Below are 18,438 nucleotides of genomic sequence, written 5' to 3'. Positions count from 1 at the left end.
CCTAACATGACACGCATAAGACAATTGCTCAGTTTGGCAGTGCTGCTATTACTGCCCCAATTAAGCCCGGCTGCGGACTGGCCGAATTTCAATCTGCTCAAGGCCGATCCCGCACAGTTGCCCAAACCGGAAACGGTAAAAATCGATCATGATCCTGTCTATAAATCAGCTAAGGAATACGAGGCTTATCCGCTCTCGGAAATCCTGAAAAAAATTCCCGCACCGCCTTCTTTGAAAGCAGATGAACTGGTGGTCGTATTTACAGCCGCCGATGGCTATAACGTGTCCATGGCTTATCAGGATGCGATGGCCGAGCAGGGATTTATTGCTTTCAAGGACAACGCCGCCGAGCCCCAAAAATGGCAGGAATTTAAATTCGGCAAGCAAACTGTCACGCCGGCGCCATTTTATCTGGTTTGGCCGAAAAAAGGACTGGATGAGTGGCGCTATCCCTGGCCATTTCAACTGGTTTCGCTGTCATTGCAACCTGCAATGACCTATTTCGGTGCCGCTGCGCCCGCCAAGGCTGATGACCGGATCAACAACGGCTTTAAATTGTTCAGCCGCTACTGCATTCGCTGCCATTCGGTGAATCTTGCCGGGGGCGAGGTCGGTCCGGAACTGAATGTGCCGAAAAACGTTACCGAGTATTTTAAGGAGCAGGAGCTGCCTGGATTCATACGCAATGCGACTGCCTATAGGGCCGGCACGAAAATGCCTTCGTTTGAGAGCCTTATCACGCCAGATGAGGCCCAGGATATCGTGCAGTACCTGAAACAAATGAGGCTGGAAAAAACGCAGTAAATGATGGGGTGTACAAGAAATGCCATCCTCTTGCTATGCTGGCAGGGGATGGCCATTTCAGCAGCATATCCGTTTTTTATGATCAGGCAGGCAAGCGCCGAGATAACGGGATGACTAAACCCGTATTAACTCTGTAAAATAGCAGTTTTCAATTTTTCATCGTTCAAGAACAGAATGCGTACTACTCAATTTCCACTCAATACCATTAAAGAAACCCCGGCCGATGCCGAAATCGCCAGCCATCAACTGATGATACGCGCCGGACTTATCCGCAAACTGGCCGCCGGGCTTTATACCTGGCTGCCGTTGGGGTTGCGGGTATTACGCAAAGTGGAAAGAATCACGCGTGAGGAAATGGAAAAAGCCGGCGCGCTGGAGGTTCTGATGCCGGCACTGCAACCGGCCGAATTATGGCAGGAGACCGGCCGCTGGGAGCAGTACGGCCCGGAACTGGCGCGCATGAAAGACCGCCACGACCGCGATTTCTGCCTGGGACCTACGCATGAGGAAATCATCACCGATCTGGCGCGCAACGAAATCAAAAGCTACAAGCAATTGCCCATTACTTATTACCAGGTGCAAACCAAATTCCGCGACGAAATCCGCCCGCGCTTCGGCGTTATGCGTTCGCGCGAATTCGTCATGAAGGATGCTTACTCATTCCATCTCGACCAGGCTTCGCTGCAGGAAACCTACGATGTCATGTATAAGGCTTACACCAATATCTTCAATCGTTTCGGCTTGAAGTTCCGCGCTGTGATTGCCGATTCCGGCTCTATCGGCGGCGCCGTTTCGCATGAATTCCACGTGCTGGCCGATTCCGGCGAAGACGCCATCGCCTTCTCGACCGAGAGCGATTACGCGGCCAATGTCGAAAAGGCCGAAGCCGTCATGCCGGCAGGATCGCGCGCCCAGCCGGCCGCCGCATTGACGCTGGTTGATACGCCCGATCAGCACAGCATTGAAGAAGTCAGCCGCTTTTTAAACATTTCGCCGCAGCAGTGCCTGAAAACCTTGATAGTGAGAGGCGAAGAAGAGGGTACACTGGTTGCCTTGCTGTTAAGAGGCGATCACGAACTGAACGTGATCAAGGCCGAAAAAATTGATGGCATTGCCGCACCGCTGAGCTTTGCCAGCGATGAGGAAGTCAGCAGTGCCTGCCGATGCAAGCCCGGCTCCATCGGCCCGATCGGGCTGGATATAAAAATTATCGCCGACCGCAGCGCGGCCTTGATGTCTGATTTCGTCTGCGGCGCCAACCAGGACGGCAAACATTATCAAGGCGTCAACTGGGAACGCGATCTGCCGTTGCCTGCGCAAATCGAAGATCTTCGCACGGTCGTTGAAGGCGATCCCAGCCCGGATGGCAAGGGTACGATCACGCTGGCGCGCGGCATTGAAGTCGGCCATATCTTCCAGTTGGGCATCAAATACAGCGCTGCAATGAAAGCCGACATCATCAATGAGGCCGGCAAAAACCAGACCATGATCATGGGCTGCTACGGTATCGGCATTTCCCGCGTGGTGGCGGCGGCCATTGAGCAAAATCACGACGACAAGGGCATTATCTGGTCGGACAGCCTGGCGCCGTTCCAGGTTGCGCTCTGTCCCATGAACATGCACAAATCCGAGCGTCTGAAGGAAACCTCCGAAAAGCTGTATCAGGACCTGCAGGCGGCCGGCATCGAGGTGTTGTTCGATGATCGAAAAGTCCGCGCCGGTTTTATGTTTTCGGACATGGAGCTGATCGGTATCCCGCACCGCATCGTCGTCGGCGACCGCGGCCTGGATACGGGTACGGTCGAGTACAAGGCCAGAACGGAGCAGGACAGCCAGGAAATTCCGTTTACGGAAATTATCGACTTTTTAAAAGCCAAGCTGAATAGATAGGATTGGGTTAAAAATAACTTTTCGATTTGTCGATGAATCATGTAAGGGCGAATTCATTCGCCCTTACACACTATTGCACCCGAAAACCGGGAAATTATTTACGGCCAAATCTATAGTTGGGTAATTAAAAATTTGAATTTCAGAACGTGGGTTAAGCGACTGGCACGAAAAACCATCGGCTTTTCGAAGTTGGAAGTCCTGCATGATACGGTTATCGGATTGCTGATTAACAAGGTTGAGTTTGGCGTGGATATTCATGCCTAATTACAGATTTAACCCATCACCGATTTTTTCAATAGGCAAAATTTTATATTTCCTGCTGCCCTTTCCTGTCGCCTTGCTATCTCTAAGTCTCATGAGCATGTATATGAAATACTACGACATCGGAGTTAATATGGCGGCCAATAATAGTTTTTTGGTTTTCTTTGTAGCACCCATACTACTCATTGTCCTTTACATCACAGCAGCAACCAGCCTGTATTTAGTGAATCGATATTTTAAATCTCAATGGCTGGGGATTTTGCTTGGTAGTGCATTAATATTTATCGTGGGAATTGGCTCATTCTTAATCGAAGTTCAATCTGATTTGGATTATCCAACTGAAAAGCCCAAAAATATGACACTGTTTTTGAAATACTATGTCAGTGAAATGGTTGAACGATAATTAATAAAATGATCTGTCAATACGATAATATGAGCTTACAATCAATTGAAGGCAGACACCCTTGATGTTTAAAAAAACCGTCTAATCGGATAACCGGGGATATCTAGCCCCAGCGGGTAGGATGCGGTGAGATACGAACCTCATTGTTCGCGATTGATGCGCATCCCTGCGTTCAGCGCATCCTACGAGCTCTTTATGGTTCCAAGAAATACCCGGGCTATGGCACTATTTTGAACATTAGACAAAAAAGATAATCCTTTAAACTGCTTCAACTGCGGAACTCAGGTTTACAGTAGGAACCATGAAAAAATGGCAACCCATAAAGCGAGCTTAAAAAAACATATTACTTTGTGGCCGCTCGTTCTTTATGGAGTGGGCGATATTTTGGGGGCGGGCATATATGGATTGGTCGGGAAAGCCGCAGGCCTCATGGGCAACGCAATCTGGGTGGCCTTTATGGTGAGCATGATCGCCGCCTCGCTTACTGGACTTTCTTATGCATCGTTAAGCTCGCGCTACCCGCGTGCCGGGGGCGCCGCTTACATTACGCATAAAGCTTTCGGGAGTCATTTCTTGGCTTATGTCGTGGGCCTTGCGGTACTTGCGTCCGGTCTTACTTCGATGGCTACCGCGTGCCGAGTTTTTGCCGGCTATTTTTCAGGACTTTTCCCTCTATTTTCAGAGCCCGTTATTATTATTGGATTAGCGCTCTCTTTAGCCATTATTATTTTTATGGGTATTCGGGAAACGATTTGGACCAATAGTTTTCTAGCCGCAATTGAAATCTGCGGTCTCCTTTTTATTATTTTAATGGGGTTAAGTTTCGTTGGCAGCGTCAATTATCTCGATGCGACTACGGTGCAAAATCCAATCGGCGATCTCTCGATTCCTATTCTTCTAGGCGGAGCCGTTCTTACCTTTTACTCTTTTGTGGGCTTTGAGGATATGCTGAACGTGAGTGAGGAAGTTGTCGAACCCGAGCGGACATTGCCAAAGGGCCTACTTCTGTCGGTGGCAATTTCGTCCCTCATCTACATGTCGATCAGCATTGTCGCTGTTTCGGTCATCCCTGCAACGGAGCTGGCGGCATCGAAACAGCCGCTCGTTGACGTGATCGGCAAGGCAGCCCCTTGGTTTCCGCCGGTGGTTTTTAGTCTGATTGCGCTCATCGCAGTATCGAACACCGCACTTTTAAACTACGTGATGGGTTCGCGCCTTCTTTATGGCATGTCATCCCAAGGGCTTCTACCAAAATTTTTGGCGGATATTCATCCGAAACGGTTAACTCCGCATCGAGCAATTCTAATCTTGCTCGTGGTGCTTCTGATTTTAGCCTTGAGCGGAGACATTTCGGATTTAGCGCGGGCGACCAGTGTTTTACTCCTTAGTTGTTTTTCGCTCGTGAACCTCGCCCTCATTCTCTTACAGAGGAAAGACAAAGTGAAGAGCCGTTTCGAAGTGCCGGCGTTTGTTCCGGCGGCTGGTTTAGTGGTGTGTATAGCGATGTTGACGCAAGCCAAGTCAGAAGAACTTTTAATCGCGGGCGGAATCATTGCCTTTATCGGATTGCTTTATTTCTTCGTTAAACCTTCAGCCGAAGCGATTGCAAAGATGGATCTTTAGCTTGCAGGGTGCAATAGCTCGTAGCTCGTAGCTCGTAGGGCGGAATAGCGTAGCGTATTCCGCAGCATGTTAGCTTTTTTTCATTCGGTGCATCACGCTATCGCTAATGCGCCCTACGCGGGCTGATGTCTGATTTCGTCTGCGGCGCCAACCAGGACGGCAAGCATTATCAAGGCGTCAACTGGGAGCGCGATCTGCCGTTGCCTGCGCAAATCGAAGACCTTCGCACGGTCGTCGAAGGCGATCCCAGCCCGGACGGCAAGGGTACGATCACGCTGGCGCGCGGCATTGAAGTCGGGCACATTTTCCAGTTGGGCGCCAAATACAGCGCTGCAATGAAAGCCGACATCATCAATGAGGCCGGCAAAAACCAGACCATGATCATGGGCTGCTACGGCATCGGCATTTCACGCGTGGTGGCGGCGGCCATCGAGCAAAATCACGACGACAAAGGCATTATCTGGTCGGACAGCCTGGCGCCGTTCCAGGTTGCGCTTTGCCCCATGAACATGCATAAATCCGAGCGCCTGAAGGAAGCCTCCGAAAAGCTGTATCAGGACCTGCAGGCGGCCGGTATCGAGGTGTTGTTCGATGACCGTAAGGTTCGCGCCGGCTTCATGTTCTCGGACATGGAACTGATCGGCATCCCGCACCGAATCGTCGTCGGCGATCGCGGCCTGGATACGGGCACGGTCGAGTACAAGGCCAGAACGGAGCAGGACAGCCAGGAAATTCCGTTTACGGAAATTATCGACTTTTTGAAAGCCAGGCTGAATAGATAGTTGATTAACCATGAAGGACTCATGGATGAGTGAGGCCGGTCGAAAACTGCTTCTGCGTCGTCTAGCGCGCCTACTGTTGGTGCGCTACTATATGCTATCCATGACGTTAATGCGTTTTCGATATTCGCTACATCCATATATGGCTTAGCAACGAGGGAGCAGTTGCCAAGGACACGAGGAGCATGACGTTCTTTTGACTTTTCTTCGTGCCCTTCGTGTTTTTGTAAAAATCTGGGTTTGACCGGACAGTTGCCAAAATTAGTCTCAATTGTATAAGGCCATGAATGGTTCAAATCGACCCTTAAGAGTCTCTCATGGCAATTTCTGAAATGTTTTATTTAAGCCGAATACCGGACGGCTGTTAAGCTAGGAGAAAATAAGTCATCCCCAAAGGTTGAAATACTGGAGCTTTCTAATACTTTGTTATGAATCAGTGTCAATGTTATGAGTTTTAATTCGGATATGACATCGGATATCTTGGATGCAATCCGCGCATACATCGCTGCGGACAGAACTCCTTACGCCATCGCGATAGACGGTGAATGGGGCGTAGGGAAAACATATTTGGTTCAGAACGCCATTGGAGACATCATCGATGATTCCAACTTTTTGTACGTGTCGCTCTATGGTCTAAGCAGTATAGACGGCATTGAATCTGCTATATTCACATCTGCATCTAGACTGGGAGAGGATGACGCAGGAATTTTTTCAGGTTTATTGAATACGGCGAGTTCTGAATTAACGGACGGAGTACGGATAGGTGGGTTGGGATATGCCGTTCAATACGGTCTCCGGAAGTGGAAAAAACGAGCACTTGATCAAGCAAAAAAGCTTACTCTGTGTTTCGATGACATCGAGCGCTGGCAAGGAGACATCGGCGTCTGTTTGGGGTACATCAACGGCTTGGCTGAACATGACGGTACAAAGTGTATTTTGGTCGGCGACCTGTCGAAAATACCAGAGAGCCAACGTACTGAATTTCAACGTGCCCGTACAAAGACTGTGCGCTATGTCTACACCCTAGCGCATAGTCCAACACGACTGCTGTCGATTTCCTTAGACATCGCATCAATTGGGAGCCTTGAAGCTAAGGAAATATTAGCAAAGCTCATCAGCGAAAATACTCCACGCATGATTCAGTTCTTGGAGCACATAAAGTGCCAGAACATTCGACTGCTCGCTGATGCTTTCCAGTTGTGTGGTGATGTAGCAATGCACAACTTGGATGCTTTTCATACCTCCCCAACTAAAGCGCTCGCGTTCTTTGAGATCACGCTTGCAGCAACAAAGCTAGTTCAAATGAAGGCGGCGGACGGATTGTTTCTGTCTTCCATCCTGAAATACGATGACCGAGATGCTTTAGATCTCATGAAAAAACTGGGCTATGATCCCAGTCAGGATGAGGACAATAGTGCGTCGCCCATCCCGAAAGCTTTACTGGAAGCTATCTTCTATTCGTCAGAAGGTGTGCGGGTATCTTCAATAATAAATCTAGTGACCGGCGGATTCTATCGTCCATCAGCCTTCGTAGATTTTTTTGACAACTGGAAGGCTCCAGAGCCTTTCGAGTACTACATTGACACTTTCAAGTTCTGGTACTTACCAGATGACGAAAGTAAGAAAGTGTTTGAGGCAGTAATTTCAAGCGTATTTGACGAAAAATCAATTACTCATCCCGGGAACTTGTTACGTATTGCTGACCGTTTGACCTCAGACATAAAGCGCGGAGTGGTCGACTTGGATTTTGAGCAGGCAAAGAAGGGGCTTATTAAGCTAATTGACGAGCTCTATGATCACAAAAAGATGGAGTATGTAGTAACCGTCGGTGAGCGACTTTGGTCAGATAACTATTTATATAGTCTGGACATCCTGGAGCACGTGAGAGAAAGAAACACGCGATACTTGTCTGAAAGAGACCTATCAATGAGCGCATCAGTCTGGTCAAGGATAAAGGAAACACCAGACGAATACTTGGAGATCCTAGATTCAGAAGAGAACACTCCTTTGTTTGCGGCTTATATACAGCCTCACGATATTGTATCCGCATTGGAGGCGCTATCGAACTCACAGTTGTTTGAGCTTACTCGCTGGATGGGTTCCCGCGTCACATCGGCCCGAGCGAAATCTGCAGTTGATGAGGAACACGAGAAAGCACTAAATATTGCATCATTTCTCGAAGAAAAGTACGGAGCGATATTCTCGGTACGTGCTGGTCATATGAAGCAAATTGCCCGCATCCTAAGAAATCGAGTTACAGATTTCGATCCAGACTATCTCGCTAATACGATTCAACCGGCTGGAGAGGATGTCAGATAATTATATAGTAAGTCCTAAACGACTGCTTTCTGGAAATACATGCCATAAACCTGAAATTATCCATTGACCGCTCTTGGCACATAGCAGCTATTCATTTTTTAATCTCGAGATAATATCGGCACGGGAAAAAGCTGATATTGGTGATCACGCAGCCAAAGGTCTTGAGCAAAAAACCAAGCGTTGATGCAATTTTTAAGGCCCACTTCACTCAAAAAGCATAAACGATTCCGCGCTTCTGACTTCAACAAATCCGGAGAAACCACCGTGAAAACGTTGACTAAATTGGTCTTGGGAATGATGGGACAATTGCGCCCCGGTCCCGTTCGGGGGAAATCGGCCGAATCGATCGCGCTGCCCCCGCCTCAGAAAGCGGGTGGACTTCCGCTTATGGAGGCGCTGCTCAAACGCTGCTCGTCGCGTGAATTTGCGCCTGATGCTTTGCCATTACAGCTACTTTCCGACTTGCTTTGGGCGGCTTATGGCGTTAACAGACCCGATGGCGGGCGTACCGCACCTTCGGCCTTAAATGCGCAGGAGATAGATGTTTATGTGGCACTTCCTGAGGGAGCTTATTGGTACGACGCTCGCAGGCAAGCGCTCGACCTTATGGTGAAGCAGGATCTGAGGCGAATAACGGGTTATCAGGACTTTGTCGATGAAGCGCCGTTAGATTTGGTTTATGTGGCCGATCATAGGCGCATGGCGATGGTTCCGGTCACTCAACGCGAATCCTACGCTTCTGCGGCGGCAGGCGCCATTGCACAGAATGTCTATTTATTCTCCGCGAGCACAGGCCTGTCTACGGTCATTCGCGCATGGATCGACCGTGCCGCCATTGCTGACGCGCTGGAATTGTCCCATGATCAACAAGTGCTGTTGTCGCAGACAGTCGGTTTTCCCAAGCGTGGCGCTGGGGATTAAAGCGCAGCAAGTTCTATTTGCGGATCTGTCGCAAAATTGACAAGCTGCCACTTTTTTCATACTTTTCACTTAACAAAAAAGCTATTGATGCTTCTGACGGGAGCGGAGTTGCTCCCTTTCAATCGTTATTCGTAGTTCCTTAGGAAAAATCTACAGGTATGTGTGCCGCTTCATTTTTCGAGGACTCTCTATGAAACAACAACTTCCTGCCCGCCGAAGATTCATTAAGCAAGTGATTTTGGGCGCCAGTGCTTTGGCGCTTCCTCCATTCAATATCCTGGCCCGGCCTGCCAAGGAGCGCCTGGGCGTTGCCCTGGTGGGGCTGGGCCGCTACAGTACCAACCTTCTGGCCCCGGCCTTGCAGCGAACGAAGTACTGTTATCTTGCCGGCATTGTCACCGGGACACCGGCCAAAGCCGAGCAGTGGAAACGGCGCTATGGCATTCCTGACCGGAATATTTATGACTATCAAGCGATGGATAAGATCGCCAACAACCCGGACATCGATATCGTCTATATCGTGCTGCCCAATGCCATGCATGCGGAGTACGCCATCCGCGCTGCCAACGCCGGAAAGCATGTCTGGTGTGAAAAGCCCATGGCCATGACGGTCAAGGAGTGCGAAGCGATGCTCAAGGCCTGTTGGGATAACAGGGTCAAGCTGGCGATCGGCTATCGCATGCAGCATGAGCCCAATACCCAGGCCGTGATCCGCTTCGGCAAAGAGAGAGCCTATGGGCCGGTAAAATCGATATCGGCCGCCGCCGGCTTCTACCATGATCGAACCGATCACTGGCGGCAGAAAAAGAGCATGGGGGGAGGCGCCATGTACGACATGGGGGTTTATTCGCTACAGGCCGCGCGCTATTGCAGTGGGGAGGAGCCGATCGCAGTGACTGCCCAACAGTCGACGAATCGCCCGGAAGTTTTCAAGGATGTGGACGAAACGATGACCTTCGATCTCGAGTTTCCAAGCGGCATCAAGGCGCATTGCAAGACAAGCTTCGCTATGAGCATGAATTCCCTGCACGTGGACTGCGAAAAAGGCTGGTATAAACTGGAACCCTTCCAGAAGTATAGCGGTATCCGTGGATCAACCAGCGATGGCAAAACATTAGACGCCTTCCTGGACAGCCAGCAAGCCAGGCAGATGGATGACGATGCCTTCGCTATTTTACATAATCAGCCTCTGCTGGTGCCTGGCGAGGAAGGGCTGCGCGATATTCGGGTCGTGGAGACGATATTCTCATCAGCGAAGACCGGTCGGAGAATAGTGATCTAAAAAGCGATGGAATACCAGCAACCTATCGGTACGCCAACCACAGTAGATAGTGCGGTAGGATGCGGTGAGGTACGAACCGCATCGTTCGCGATCCGTATCCTACTGATTATTGGAATTGAGTTGTCCGCATGCTGCTAATACGTCATCACCTTTAGCACCTCTTATTAAAGTCGGGATCTTAAAAGCATCCAAAACTTCCTTAAACTTTTCAACCTTATCCAAATCCGGACGCGTGTAACGTGATCCCGGGAATGAATTAAAAGGAATCAGGTTTATATAAGCGCTTTTTCCAGCCAGCATCATCCCCAGTTTTTCAGCATCATCCGGAGCGTCATTAAAATCCTTTATCAGAATATATTCATAAGTAATAAATTGCTTTTTATTTAAAGGTATCTTGTCAATATAGGCCAACACCTCATCCAGCGGATATTTTTTGTTAATGGGTATAAGTTCATTTCTCTTTTCTTCAAACGGTGAATGAAGGGATAGCGCAAGGTTCACGCCAGGAACTTCCTGGCTCCATCTTTTAAGCCCAGGAATATAACCAGCCGTTGAGACAGTAATTTTTTGAACGCCAATTGAAGTTCCGTGTTGAGATAAAAAAATTTCACACGCTTTTTTAACGGCATCAAAATTATGTAAAGGCTCGCCTTGTCCCATAAAAACAATATTTAAAATCCTCTCTTCTCCAGGCCTGTTTGTTGCCAACCAGCGCCAAGCCTTTAGAAATTGCCCAACAATTTCACTCGTAGTCAAATTTCTTTTAAGCCCTTGCTCTCCGGTAAAACAAAAAGAACAATTCATTGCGCAGCCGACCTGCGATGAGAGGCAAATAGAATATTTATTGTTAAACGGGATAAGGACGGTTTCAACCTTATGATTGTCTTGAAGCCTAAAAAGAAATTTTACTGATCGATCTCTTTGTGACTCATAAACGGTATCGATTTCGGGTAGAGAGAAATCAAAATTTTGTTCAAAAAAGGCCAACGAGGATTTAGAAATTTTATTATGGCACTGAGTGTTTTCTTTTTTCTTGTAATACCAGTTAAAAAGAACTGTCGCCACTGAGGGGTTTAAGTTATTTTGATTTACAACCGCCTCTAAATCAGAATAATTTAGATCATAAAAAGACTGTTTCAAAAGTTTCTCCAGGCAATATCAGCCTTTTGCCGATATCGATTAGCTTTAATGTAGGGCGAGTCAAATTTTGTTCCAACCCGGCTTAATTTCCATGCAACAATCATCCCTCGGGCAGTCAGGGCTTAGATAATCAGTTTATTGGTGACGGCACATCAAGTTCGGGGTTTTACACTTTATGGATGCATATACAGACCGTCAGGTGAGCCTGTAAGTATTCACTGCTCCTGAATCAAACTTAAGGTTTTCTCAGGCAGTCTATCGACCGTCTTTCCCTCCAGATGCAATCGGGCATCTTCATGCACGGTGGTCATGAACTTGATCAGGCGCATTTCGTGTTGCATTTTTTCTTCAAAATCCTCGGCTTCCCACATCTGGTTGAGCAGGTATTTCGCGTGATGATGGATCGTGAAGGCGACCGCCTCGGGCAGATGCGCGTAACTCGTCCGGATTGAAGATTTAAGCTGATCAAGTGAATCCAGATACTGTTTGTAATCCTTGGTGTCCTGTTGGCACTTAGTTTTCAGCATGGCCAGTTCGGCATCATGCCGGGTTCTGAGCAAAGCGATGTCATGCTCCAGCTGCACGTTGCGCTTTTTCAAGTCGGCTTCCAGCGTTTTCTCGGCCAGCACTTGGGCGTGCCTGAGTTTGGCTTGCTGTTCCTGATTGGCACTCTGCCAGTCGAGGTTTTCTTTTTTTACCGTATGAAAAAGATTGACGAGGTTAAGTACCCAGTTTTTTAAAACAGACATAAGCGTTAGACGAGAGTGGCGATTTTTTGCTGAAGTTTTAACAGGGCTTCAATATCCTGCCGTTTGCGATAGCGGATATTGTCCTGCCGCAATTGCTTGAAAGTGGTTTTCGGCAATTCTTTTTTGATAGACAGCAGATCTTTATGAATGGATTTCGATAAAGACCGGATATGCTTGCGGTTGTTTGCCTTTAACAGGCGCTTCCTGCGCATTTCACTCAGGTATTTTACTTTTAACGTTCTGAAATGAAACAGCTGCCTAACGTGCTCCTGCCGGGTTTGAACGAACATCAGCCGGCGCTGCTGGCGCTCTCCAGCCGAAAAGTATTTGAGCGCGGCGCGTATGACTAATTTAGGTATGGCCAGCAATGCGGCCATGACCAGGATGAGCAGCGCGCTCAACAACATGGCTGATCCAAATCTGGCAATCAACTCAGGCAGACCGGGAATTTTCAGCCACAGCAACACTTCCGCCAGCACCAGGACTGGCAGCGAGAGCAGGAACAGTAAAAAGGAAACTCTGATAATCAAGCAGGCAACCGTAACAGACGTATTTTAAACGGCATTGTATCGGACTTTGCCGAAGCCGCGCACATGGCTGATGTAGTCCCCCGAATGGATGCGGGCCAGCCCGGCGACTGCGCGATTGTAAATATAGATCCATGCCTTGCTGACATCGCCGCTGTTTGTTGCTATATCCACCTGCTTTCTGACATACTCATGCGGCTTCGGGTACTTTGCCGAACACTGCTCATAGTCGTCCAGCAGCCGAAAAAGCTCATCTTTGTTGATGATGCGGTAGAGTTCTCCCTGCACCCGGCTGCGGCAATGGGGCGGCGCAATAACGCCGGGATAATCATCGACTTGATAAAGATGGCCGTATATGCTGCCCTGGCCGTGGAATCGGCAATGTTGTTTCATCAAATCATGCACGGGCAATGCAAATTCCTGCCTTAAAGTGCCATAAACAAATAAGAACTCATCAGGCATGATTAAAAAGGCACGTTTCTGGAAACCATGTTGTCGAATACCGTGGCAATACGCTCATCAAAAGCGAAATCTTCGGCGCGGCCCGTTTGTTGAAATAATCTGTCTTTCTCAGCATCTGCCCGGTTTTTTACCTAATGTCATTTAGTCACGCATCAGCTGGCGAGCGCCAGTCAAACGGATCATTATTCATCATGAATTCAATACATGCGAAGGCTTAGCGATGCATTATTGCCAAGCAATGTACTTAACCCTCGTATTTTACGCTAAATGGCATTATACATTGTAGCTTCTGTTGGCGGGCGGATTGACTTACAATCCTTTTAATTCATCGACTTCTATTTCAATCGGGTGCTTTCATGAGCGGTCGTCATTTGGCTACGAGGATCAAATGCGTTTTCACATTGCTGCTATTGATGATATTGGATATTGGCCCAGTTCCGATTACCGCGACTATAGGTCTGTTTATCGTGCTGTTTAGGCCCCGATGGTTTAAGAGTCTGGTTGATACAATCTATAGCGGTAAGGATACGAATTGATTATGGCTGTAGCGCGCCGCTGCACGGCTTATTTTGAATTAGCGGCATTCCGAGCAGTCATAGCGCTTGAAAAACATCGATATCGATTCAACGAAATTCGACAGCCATAGGCCAGCTCATGAATCTCAATATCATCGATTATTTCAAAGAAGACATCTGGGTTCGGCGCGAACAGCGGCTCTCGCCATTCAAGGCGAAAATGCTGAAATTCACAAAAATCATTCTCTTGTCTTATGAGGGATTCAATCGCGACCTAGGACCTTTGAGAGCGTCCGCCTTGACGCTTTATTCGCTATTGGCGATAGTGCCGGTTTTCGCCCTGTTGTTTGGCATCGCGAAGGGCTTCGGCTATGAAAAAACAGTGAAAGAACAACTGCTCGAGCAGATGCCCAGCCATGATACGCTGGCACTGAAGTTAATCGATTTTGCGGAAAATCTGCTGGCCAGTACGCAAGGCGAAGTGGTGGCCGGTATCGGTATCATTGTTTTGTTTTGGACTGTGATCAAATTGATCGGTCATATCGAGAGATCCTTTAACCGTATCTGGAAAATAGACAAAGACAGGGCGTTAGGGCGTAAGTTAACCGACTATCTGTCAATCATGTTGCTGGCTCCCATCTTGCTGGTCATTTCCAGCGGTATTACCGTATTTCTGAAAACACAGATAACCTGGCTGGTAGACGCCATCAACCTGCCGGAGATGGGTACATGGGCGGTGCTCAGGCTATTGGGGTTATTGCCGGTCGTTATTTTGTCTGCGCTCTTCGCTTTTACCTTCATTTTTATGCCTAACCTCAAAGTGGATTACAAGGCGGGCATCATTGCCGGCGTGATTACCGGCGTTGTCTATCAATTGGCACAATGGGGCTATCTGACCTTGCAAATCGGCGTGTCCAGCTATAACGCCATTTACGGCAGTTTCGCCGCCTTGCCCTTGTTCATCATCTGGCTGCAGATCGGCTGGATGATCGTCCTGTTCGGCTGCGAGATCAGTTTTTATTTGCAGAACTATGAGGATTACCAAGGCAAGAACAAGGTCGAGGATTTAAGTGTTTTTCTGAAAAAGGTTATCGCGCTGAAAGCGGCACATTTAATCATCAAGAATTTCGTGGCACGGCAAGATCCCTTAAGCGCACTTGAAATAGCATCCCGGCTGGCTCTTCCAGCCTATGTTATCCATGGCGCTTTAGCCGAACTGATGGCCTGCCAAATTGTTGTCCAGGTTAAAACCGAGGGTGATGCCGATGAGGTTTATCTGCCTGCCGTCGATGTCAATCAAGTGACGGTAGCCTATGTCATCAATGCGCTGGAGCGGCGGGGGCAGAATCATCTGCCGGATATCGGGGAGGATGAGCAGTTTATGAATGTCGTCAATGAATTCAGGCAGTGTATTGAAAATGCCGAGCAAAATCGCTTATTGAAAGACATCTAATTGTCCAGGATCCGGTCCACGTCCATAAGCAAACATTTTGAGAGCATTGACGAACGCGGCCTCAACGATATAAAACAAACCGTTGACCATCCTGATCAGAATTTTGGTTGTGATGGTGGTTTTAGGCAGCATCGGCAATAGCCTGCCTGATCTGTACAATCGCCTCTGTATCCAGTTGCGCGATGCGGTTATGCTGCTGGCATAATGCGCCTCTAAAGCCCAAGTAATCGGCTTGGTAGGGCATTAAGCCGGGGATATCCGCCAGCCTGAGGGAACCTGCCAGTCCGCACAGCAATTGGCAGGCTTTAGTTTGTTCCACAAACTGCCCGATAGTCGTTTCGTCCATGACTTGCATCAAGGAGCCTTTTTGCTTGTCCATAGTATCGAGCATGGCGCCTTTGAAGCCGGCGTCTTTGAGATAGGCAATAATGGATAGGTCAGGCTGCGCGTCGGCGAACAATACTGCAATCAAGGCATGCTGTCCGGTCAATGCCGATAATTTATCTACGGTTCCCAGCCAATCGCCGCCGGGGAAAAAGCCGATCTTTATGTAATCGACGCCCGTTTCGGCCATCGCTTTGACGGCCTCAAAAATGATCTCCGGCTGCATGGGCAAATCGCCGACCGTCGCGCTGACGGGGCGGCGCCTGTCTATGGCGGCCACGATTTGCCTGACGAGTCCCGTTTCCAAAGCGCCCAGGGCGCCTTGCTCAGGCTGCTTCAGGTCAATGATGTCGGCCTGTAAGTTCAGTACCAGTGCGGCTTCGTCCAGGCTGTTGACGCTGGCAAGCATTCCGGTCATGCATTCTTCTCCTTTTTATGCGCGTCGATAACGGTCATCAACCAGCTCCAGGCTTCCAGTTCCCGGTCGCCGGCGGTTTTCTCGAGGCCAATGCGCAGATAGTCGATTTCGGATTCAATTTTTTCCAACGGGAGCCTATGCAGGCGGCTGATCAGGATCGCGGCCTCCAATACCGAGAACTGGGCGCGGTTGAAGCCCTGAAACGGTGCATGATTAACGCTATGAATAACTTTGCAGAACAGTTTCGGCCTGACCGGGTCTTCTTCCACGCGCACTAGTTCGACTTCGGCATGGGCCAGGGCCGCCGCCAGCGCCTGGCCGTTGATTTTCTCGGCCGGCTTCAATGGCCAGTCGCGCCGTCCGGTCAGGCAGCCGGCAAAAATGCGCACATCATCGCAATAGTTGATCACGGCTGTTCGGCTGGACAGCAGGTTGTCGAGCGTTGTCGAAGGCCGGAACGGCAGGATAACTACTTCGTCGGCTTTCGGCCGGCTTGAAACATGGATGCCCATGGGTGCGATGTGCGCTGTCCCAGAGCTGTTTACGGTGGTGACTATGGTTTCTTGGATCATTATTTTTTTTGTAGGGTAGTGCCTGCCGGCTTGAAGGTGTGCAGGTCGACGGTAGGTTCTGTCGTGTTGGCGGCGCAGCCCCAGGTCAATGGTTGGTCCTGACTGAAGCGCTTGCCGAGCTGCCAGGCGATTTCGGCGCGCGCCAGCTCTACGCCTAAATAAAAGGCATGGCCGCCGTCGTTTTCAACCTGCAATTTGGGATACAGATCGAACGGATCGGTCGCGCTGTGAAAGCCGTCGCGGTTGAAAATATGCAGTCCTTCAGCGCTGATCTGGATGCGGAAACTGGGGTCGCGGATTTGCGCGGCGATTTCCTTGATTTCTTCCAGTTGATACGGGAACGGCGATATCTCGTGCAGGGCCATTAGGCCCGGATCGATATGCTTGGGCAACATGTTGTGCTCCTTGGCTGCAAACATGATGCGGCGCGCCAGATCGGCTTCCTTGACGGCGCGGCAGGCATGCTTGCTGACTTCGGTAGCCAGAATGCTGTTGATGTTGAGTTCAGAGCAAATGCCCAGCAGCAGGGCATTCATGCCTAGGGTGTCGGCATGCGTCAGCTCGGTTATGTTGCCGACGCCGAGCATCATCTCGATGTCGGGATATTTCTTTCTGACTTCATGATAGCGCATGATCGAGGCTGTAAAGCCGAAGTGGATTGGGTCCAGAATCGGGTCGACGATAAAGGCCCGGTTTTTGGCCTGCATGCCTTCAATGGCCCGGTCCAGAGAAGCCAGATCTTCATGTTTTTTGGGGATCAGAATCGGTGTTGACTCTACTTCATCGGCGATCCAGAGACTGCTTTCGTGCAGGCTGAGCAAGTAGTCCGCGCCGGCCTTGCCGCCTCTGAGCAGATCGTCTTCCTCGAGCGAGTCGATGCTGACCGTGAAGCCTTCCTGCTTCAGCGTGCCGATGACAGCCTCCATGTGCGGAAAATCGGTGCTCGGCAGGCAGCCTATGTCGATGACGTCAGCGCCGTTTTGTTTATAGTAATAGGCACGCTTGATGGCTTCTTCAACCGTAATATTGGGCGCGTCGGTAATTTCGGCGAAGATTTTGACGCTGTAGCGGCTTAAATCGATTTTGTGAGCTTCTTTTCCGAAAAACTGCGGCAAATCCTTCAATTCTTCCGGGCCGCGTTCCACTGGTATGCCCAAATCCTTCGATAACGCCTCCAGATCGCCGCGGCAGCGCCCCGGAACGAGGACGCGGTCGGCGCCGAACGTATCGGTCAGACGCCGGGCGATCATATCGGCGGTCATTAGAGCGGCGACTTTTAGGCCCAGTTCATGCACCGTATAGGTAAATTCCGGCTGCATTTTTTCGAGGATCGCATGCAGCTGTTTTTCCGCCAGCCTGCCGGTCAAAAAGAGTATATGTTCGCTCATTTTAGGGCCTTAAGCCGTTCATTCACTTTGATGATCAGTTCGTCGACACTGTCGACGACCGTCGTATATTCGAATGTGCGCAGTTTTTCGGTCGCTTCCAGATCGATCCGGCGCGGATAAACCATAACTTTTCCGCCCGGCGCCGTCGTTTCCATTTCCGGCGCGGTATCACAAGGATAGACAATGCTGGGCACTCTGCATTTCCCGGCCTGCGCATATAAATTGGTCGCGAGCGAATCGGCGATGCCCAGCACGCACTTGGCGACCGTATTGGACGTGGCCGGCGCCATCACGAAGGTATGGTAATGGCCCTTGTAGAAATGCCCGACCGGCGGCGCCGAGGCGGCTTTATCGCGATAGACCGGCATTTTCGCGCGGATATCGCTCAGATCGATGCTGTACATTTTTAATACTTCCTCGCCGGCCTGGCTGATATACAAGTCGACATCATCCAGGGTCAGCAGGAAGTTCAGGCATTCTTCTATGTAATGGCCGGAGCCGGTGATAGCCCAGGCTAAACGTGGTTTAATCATTACTCGGAGTCGGAA

17 protein-coding genes and 1 pseudogene are annotated in these 18,438 nt (G+C 49.6%); 10 read left to right on the top strand and 8 right to left on the bottom strand.

Annotation, left to right across the window (positions count from 1 at the left end; genetic code table 11):
* The first annotated feature begins 6 nt into the window (after positions 1–6).
* From ACTNE6_RS11210 to ACTNE6_RS11170, 9 genes and pseudogenes are all read left to right on the top strand, one after another.
* Entirely contained in the window at positions 7–804 is a 798-nt protein-coding gene (locus ACTNE6_RS11210; protein ID WP_442496747.1) for a c-type cytochrome, read from the top strand.
* 174 nt (positions 805–978) lie between these two features.
* On the top strand, positions 979–2,694 hold the full coding sequence (locus tag ACTNE6_RS11205; RefSeq protein ID WP_442496746.1) for a proline--tRNA ligase: 1,716 nt from the start codon (positions 979–981) through the stop codon (positions 2,692–2,694).
* Positions 2,695–2,766: 72 nt separating this feature from the next.
* The gene (locus tag ACTNE6_RS11200; protein ID WP_442499693.1) at positions 2,767–2,958 is read left to right on the top strand and encodes an IS1 family transposase; all 192 of its coding nucleotides are present in this window, start codon (positions 2,767–2,769) and stop codon (positions 2,956–2,958) included.
* Between the two features lie 103 nt (positions 2,959–3,061).
* Positions 3,062–3,358, top strand: a complete 297-nt coding sequence (locus ACTNE6_RS11195) for a hypothetical protein (RefSeq protein ID WP_194970579.1) — start codon at positions 3,062–3,064, stop codon at positions 3,356–3,358.
* Positions 3,359–3,667: 309 nt separating this feature from the next.
* Positions 3,668–4,981, top strand: coding sequence for an APC family permease (locus tag ACTNE6_RS11190; RefSeq protein WP_442496745.1), 1,314 nt, complete (start codon positions 3,668–3,670; stop codon positions 4,979–4,981).
* Positions 4,982–5,103: 122 nt separating this feature from the next.
* Positions 5,104–5,763 (top strand): annotated as a pseudogene (locus ACTNE6_RS11185) (His/Gly/Thr/Pro-type tRNA ligase C-terminal domain-containing protein); the annotation flags it as partial.
* A gap of 444 nt (positions 5,764–6,207) precedes the next feature.
* On the top strand, positions 6,208–8,079 hold the full coding sequence (locus tag ACTNE6_RS11180) for a P-loop NTPase fold protein (protein ID WP_442496744.1): 1,872 nt from the start codon (positions 6,208–6,210) through the stop codon (positions 8,077–8,079).
* 264 nt (positions 8,080–8,343) lie between these two features.
* Positions 8,344–9,000, top strand: coding sequence for a nitroreductase family protein (locus ACTNE6_RS11175; RefSeq protein ID WP_442496743.1), 657 nt, complete (start codon positions 8,344–8,346; stop codon positions 8,998–9,000).
* A gap of 190 nt (positions 9,001–9,190) precedes the next feature.
* Positions 9,191–10,282, top strand: a complete 1,092-nt coding sequence (locus ACTNE6_RS11170; protein ID WP_442496742.1) for a Gfo/Idh/MocA family protein — start codon at positions 9,191–9,193, stop codon at positions 10,280–10,282.
* 99 nt (positions 10,283–10,381) lie between these two features.
* On the opposite strand, the gene rlmN is transcribed toward ACTNE6_RS11170, so the two are convergent.
* The 4 genes from rlmN to ACTNE6_RS11150 form a co-directional block, all read right to left on the bottom strand.
* Entirely contained in the window at positions 10,382–11,422 is a 1,041-nt protein-coding gene (gene rlmN / locus ACTNE6_RS11165; RefSeq protein WP_194971940.1) for a 23S rRNA (adenine(2503)-C(2))-methyltransferase RlmN, read from the bottom strand.
* Positions 11,423–11,637: 215 nt separating this feature from the next.
* Positions 11,638–12,171, bottom strand: coding sequence for a hypothetical protein (locus ACTNE6_RS11160; protein WP_194971941.1), 534 nt, complete (start codon positions 12,169–12,171; stop codon positions 11,638–11,640).
* Between the two features lie 5 nt (positions 12,172–12,176).
* Positions 12,177–12,701, bottom strand: coding sequence for a hypothetical protein (locus ACTNE6_RS11155; RefSeq protein ID WP_194971942.1), 525 nt, complete (start codon positions 12,699–12,701; stop codon positions 12,177–12,179).
* Between the two features lie 24 nt (positions 12,702–12,725).
* Positions 12,726–13,160, bottom strand: a complete 435-nt coding sequence (locus ACTNE6_RS11150; protein WP_442496741.1) for a gamma-glutamylcyclotransferase family protein — start codon at positions 13,158–13,160, stop codon at positions 12,726–12,728.
* A gap of 654 nt (positions 13,161–13,814) precedes the next feature.
* Between ACTNE6_RS11150 and ACTNE6_RS11145 the strand changes: the two genes are divergently transcribed.
* A complete protein-coding gene (locus tag ACTNE6_RS11145; RefSeq protein ID WP_442496740.1) occupies positions 13,815–15,128 on the top strand; it encodes a YihY/virulence factor BrkB family protein in 1,314 nt (437 codons plus the stop codon).
* 121 nt (positions 15,129–15,249) lie between these two features.
* Here ACTNE6_RS11145 and ACTNE6_RS11140 read toward each other — a convergent pair whose 3' ends face one another.
* Genes ACTNE6_RS11140 through ACTNE6_RS11125 form a run of 4 tightly spaced genes read right to left on the bottom strand, consistent with a single transcriptional unit; the run spans position 15,250 to position 18,423 of the window.
* Positions 15,250–15,930 carry a (5-formylfuran-3-yl)methyl phosphate synthase gene (locus ACTNE6_RS11140; RefSeq protein ID WP_442496739.1) on the bottom strand — a complete coding sequence of 227 codons (681 nt, stop codon included), beginning with the start codon at positions 15,928–15,930 and terminating at the stop codon, positions 15,250–15,252.
* Positions 15,927–16,502: a DUF447 domain-containing protein gene (locus ACTNE6_RS11135; RefSeq protein WP_442496738.1), complete on the bottom strand. Its 576-nt coding sequence runs from the start codon at positions 16,500–16,502 to the stop codon at positions 15,927–15,929. Before ACTNE6_RS11135 ends, ACTNE6_RS11140 begins: the two co-directional genes overlap by 4 nt.
* Positions 16,502–17,890 carry a DUF6513 domain-containing protein gene (locus tag ACTNE6_RS11130; RefSeq protein ID WP_442496737.1) on the bottom strand — a complete coding sequence of 463 codons (1,389 nt, stop codon included), beginning with the start codon at positions 17,888–17,890 and terminating at the stop codon, positions 16,502–16,504. Before ACTNE6_RS11130 ends, ACTNE6_RS11135 begins: the two co-directional genes overlap by 1 nt.
* The gene (locus tag ACTNE6_RS11125) at positions 17,887–18,423 is read right to left on the bottom strand and encodes a flavoprotein (RefSeq protein WP_434485487.1); all 537 of its coding nucleotides are present in this window, start codon (positions 18,421–18,423) and stop codon (positions 17,887–17,889) included. The genes ACTNE6_RS11130 and ACTNE6_RS11125 overlap by 4 nt, the downstream gene beginning before the upstream one ends.
* Between the last annotated feature and the right edge of the window lie 15 nt (positions 18,424–18,438).

It is taken from the genome of Methylobacter sp. sgz302048 (assembly GCF_052162025.1).
Classification (GTDB): Bacteria; Pseudomonadota; Gammaproteobacteria; order Methylococcales; family Methylomonadaceae; genus Methylobacter.
This window is presented reverse-complemented; position numbering and strand designations above follow the sequence as displayed.

Excerpts from the sequence above, each read along its gene's own strand:
- ACTNE6_RS11210 (WP_442496747.1), top strand. The coding sequence starts at position 7 with ATGACACGCATAAGACAATTGCTCAGTTTGGCAGTGCTGCTATTACTG.
- ACTNE6_RS11205 (WP_442496746.1), top strand. The coding sequence starts at position 979 with ATGCGTACTACTCAATTTCCACTCAATACCATTAAAGAAACCCCGGCC.
- ACTNE6_RS11195 (WP_194970579.1), top strand. The coding sequence starts at position 3,062 with ATGAAATACTACGACATCGGAGTTAATATGGCGGCCAATAATAGTTTT.
- ACTNE6_RS11190 (WP_442496745.1), top strand. The coding sequence starts at position 3,668 with ATGGCAACCCATAAAGCGAGCTTAAAAAAACATATTACTTTGTGGCCG.
- ACTNE6_RS11180 (WP_442496744.1), top strand. The coding sequence starts at position 6,208 with ATGAGTTTTAATTCGGATATGACATCGGATATCTTGGATGCAATCCGC.
- ACTNE6_RS11170 (WP_442496742.1), top strand. The coding sequence starts at position 9,191 with ATGAAACAACAACTTCCTGCCCGCCGAAGATTCATTAAGCAAGTGATT.
- ACTNE6_RS11160 (WP_194971941.1), bottom strand. The coding sequence starts at position 12,171 with ATGTCTGTTTTAAAAAACTGGGTACTTAACCTCGTCAATCTTTTTCAT.
- ACTNE6_RS11150 (WP_442496741.1), bottom strand. The coding sequence starts at position 13,160 with ATGCCTGATGAGTTCTTATTTGTTTATGGCACTTTAAGGCAGGAATTT.
- ACTNE6_RS11145 (WP_442496740.1), top strand. The coding sequence starts at position 13,815 with ATGAATCTCAATATCATCGATTATTTCAAAGAAGACATCTGGGTTCGG.
- ACTNE6_RS11140 (WP_442496739.1), bottom strand. The coding sequence starts at position 15,930 with ATGACCGGAATGCTTGCCAGCGTCAACAGCCTGGACGAAGCCGCACTG.
- ACTNE6_RS11135 (WP_442496738.1), bottom strand. The coding sequence starts at position 16,502 with ATGATCCAAGAAACCATAGTCACCACCGTAAACAGCTCTGGGACAGCG.
- ACTNE6_RS11130 (WP_442496737.1), bottom strand. The coding sequence starts at position 17,890 with ATGAGCGAACATATACTCTTTTTGACCGGCAGGCTGGCGGAAAAACAG.
- ACTNE6_RS11125 (WP_434485487.1), bottom strand. The coding sequence starts at position 18,423 with ATGATTAAACCACGTTTAGCCTGGGCTATCACCGGCTCCGGCCATTAC.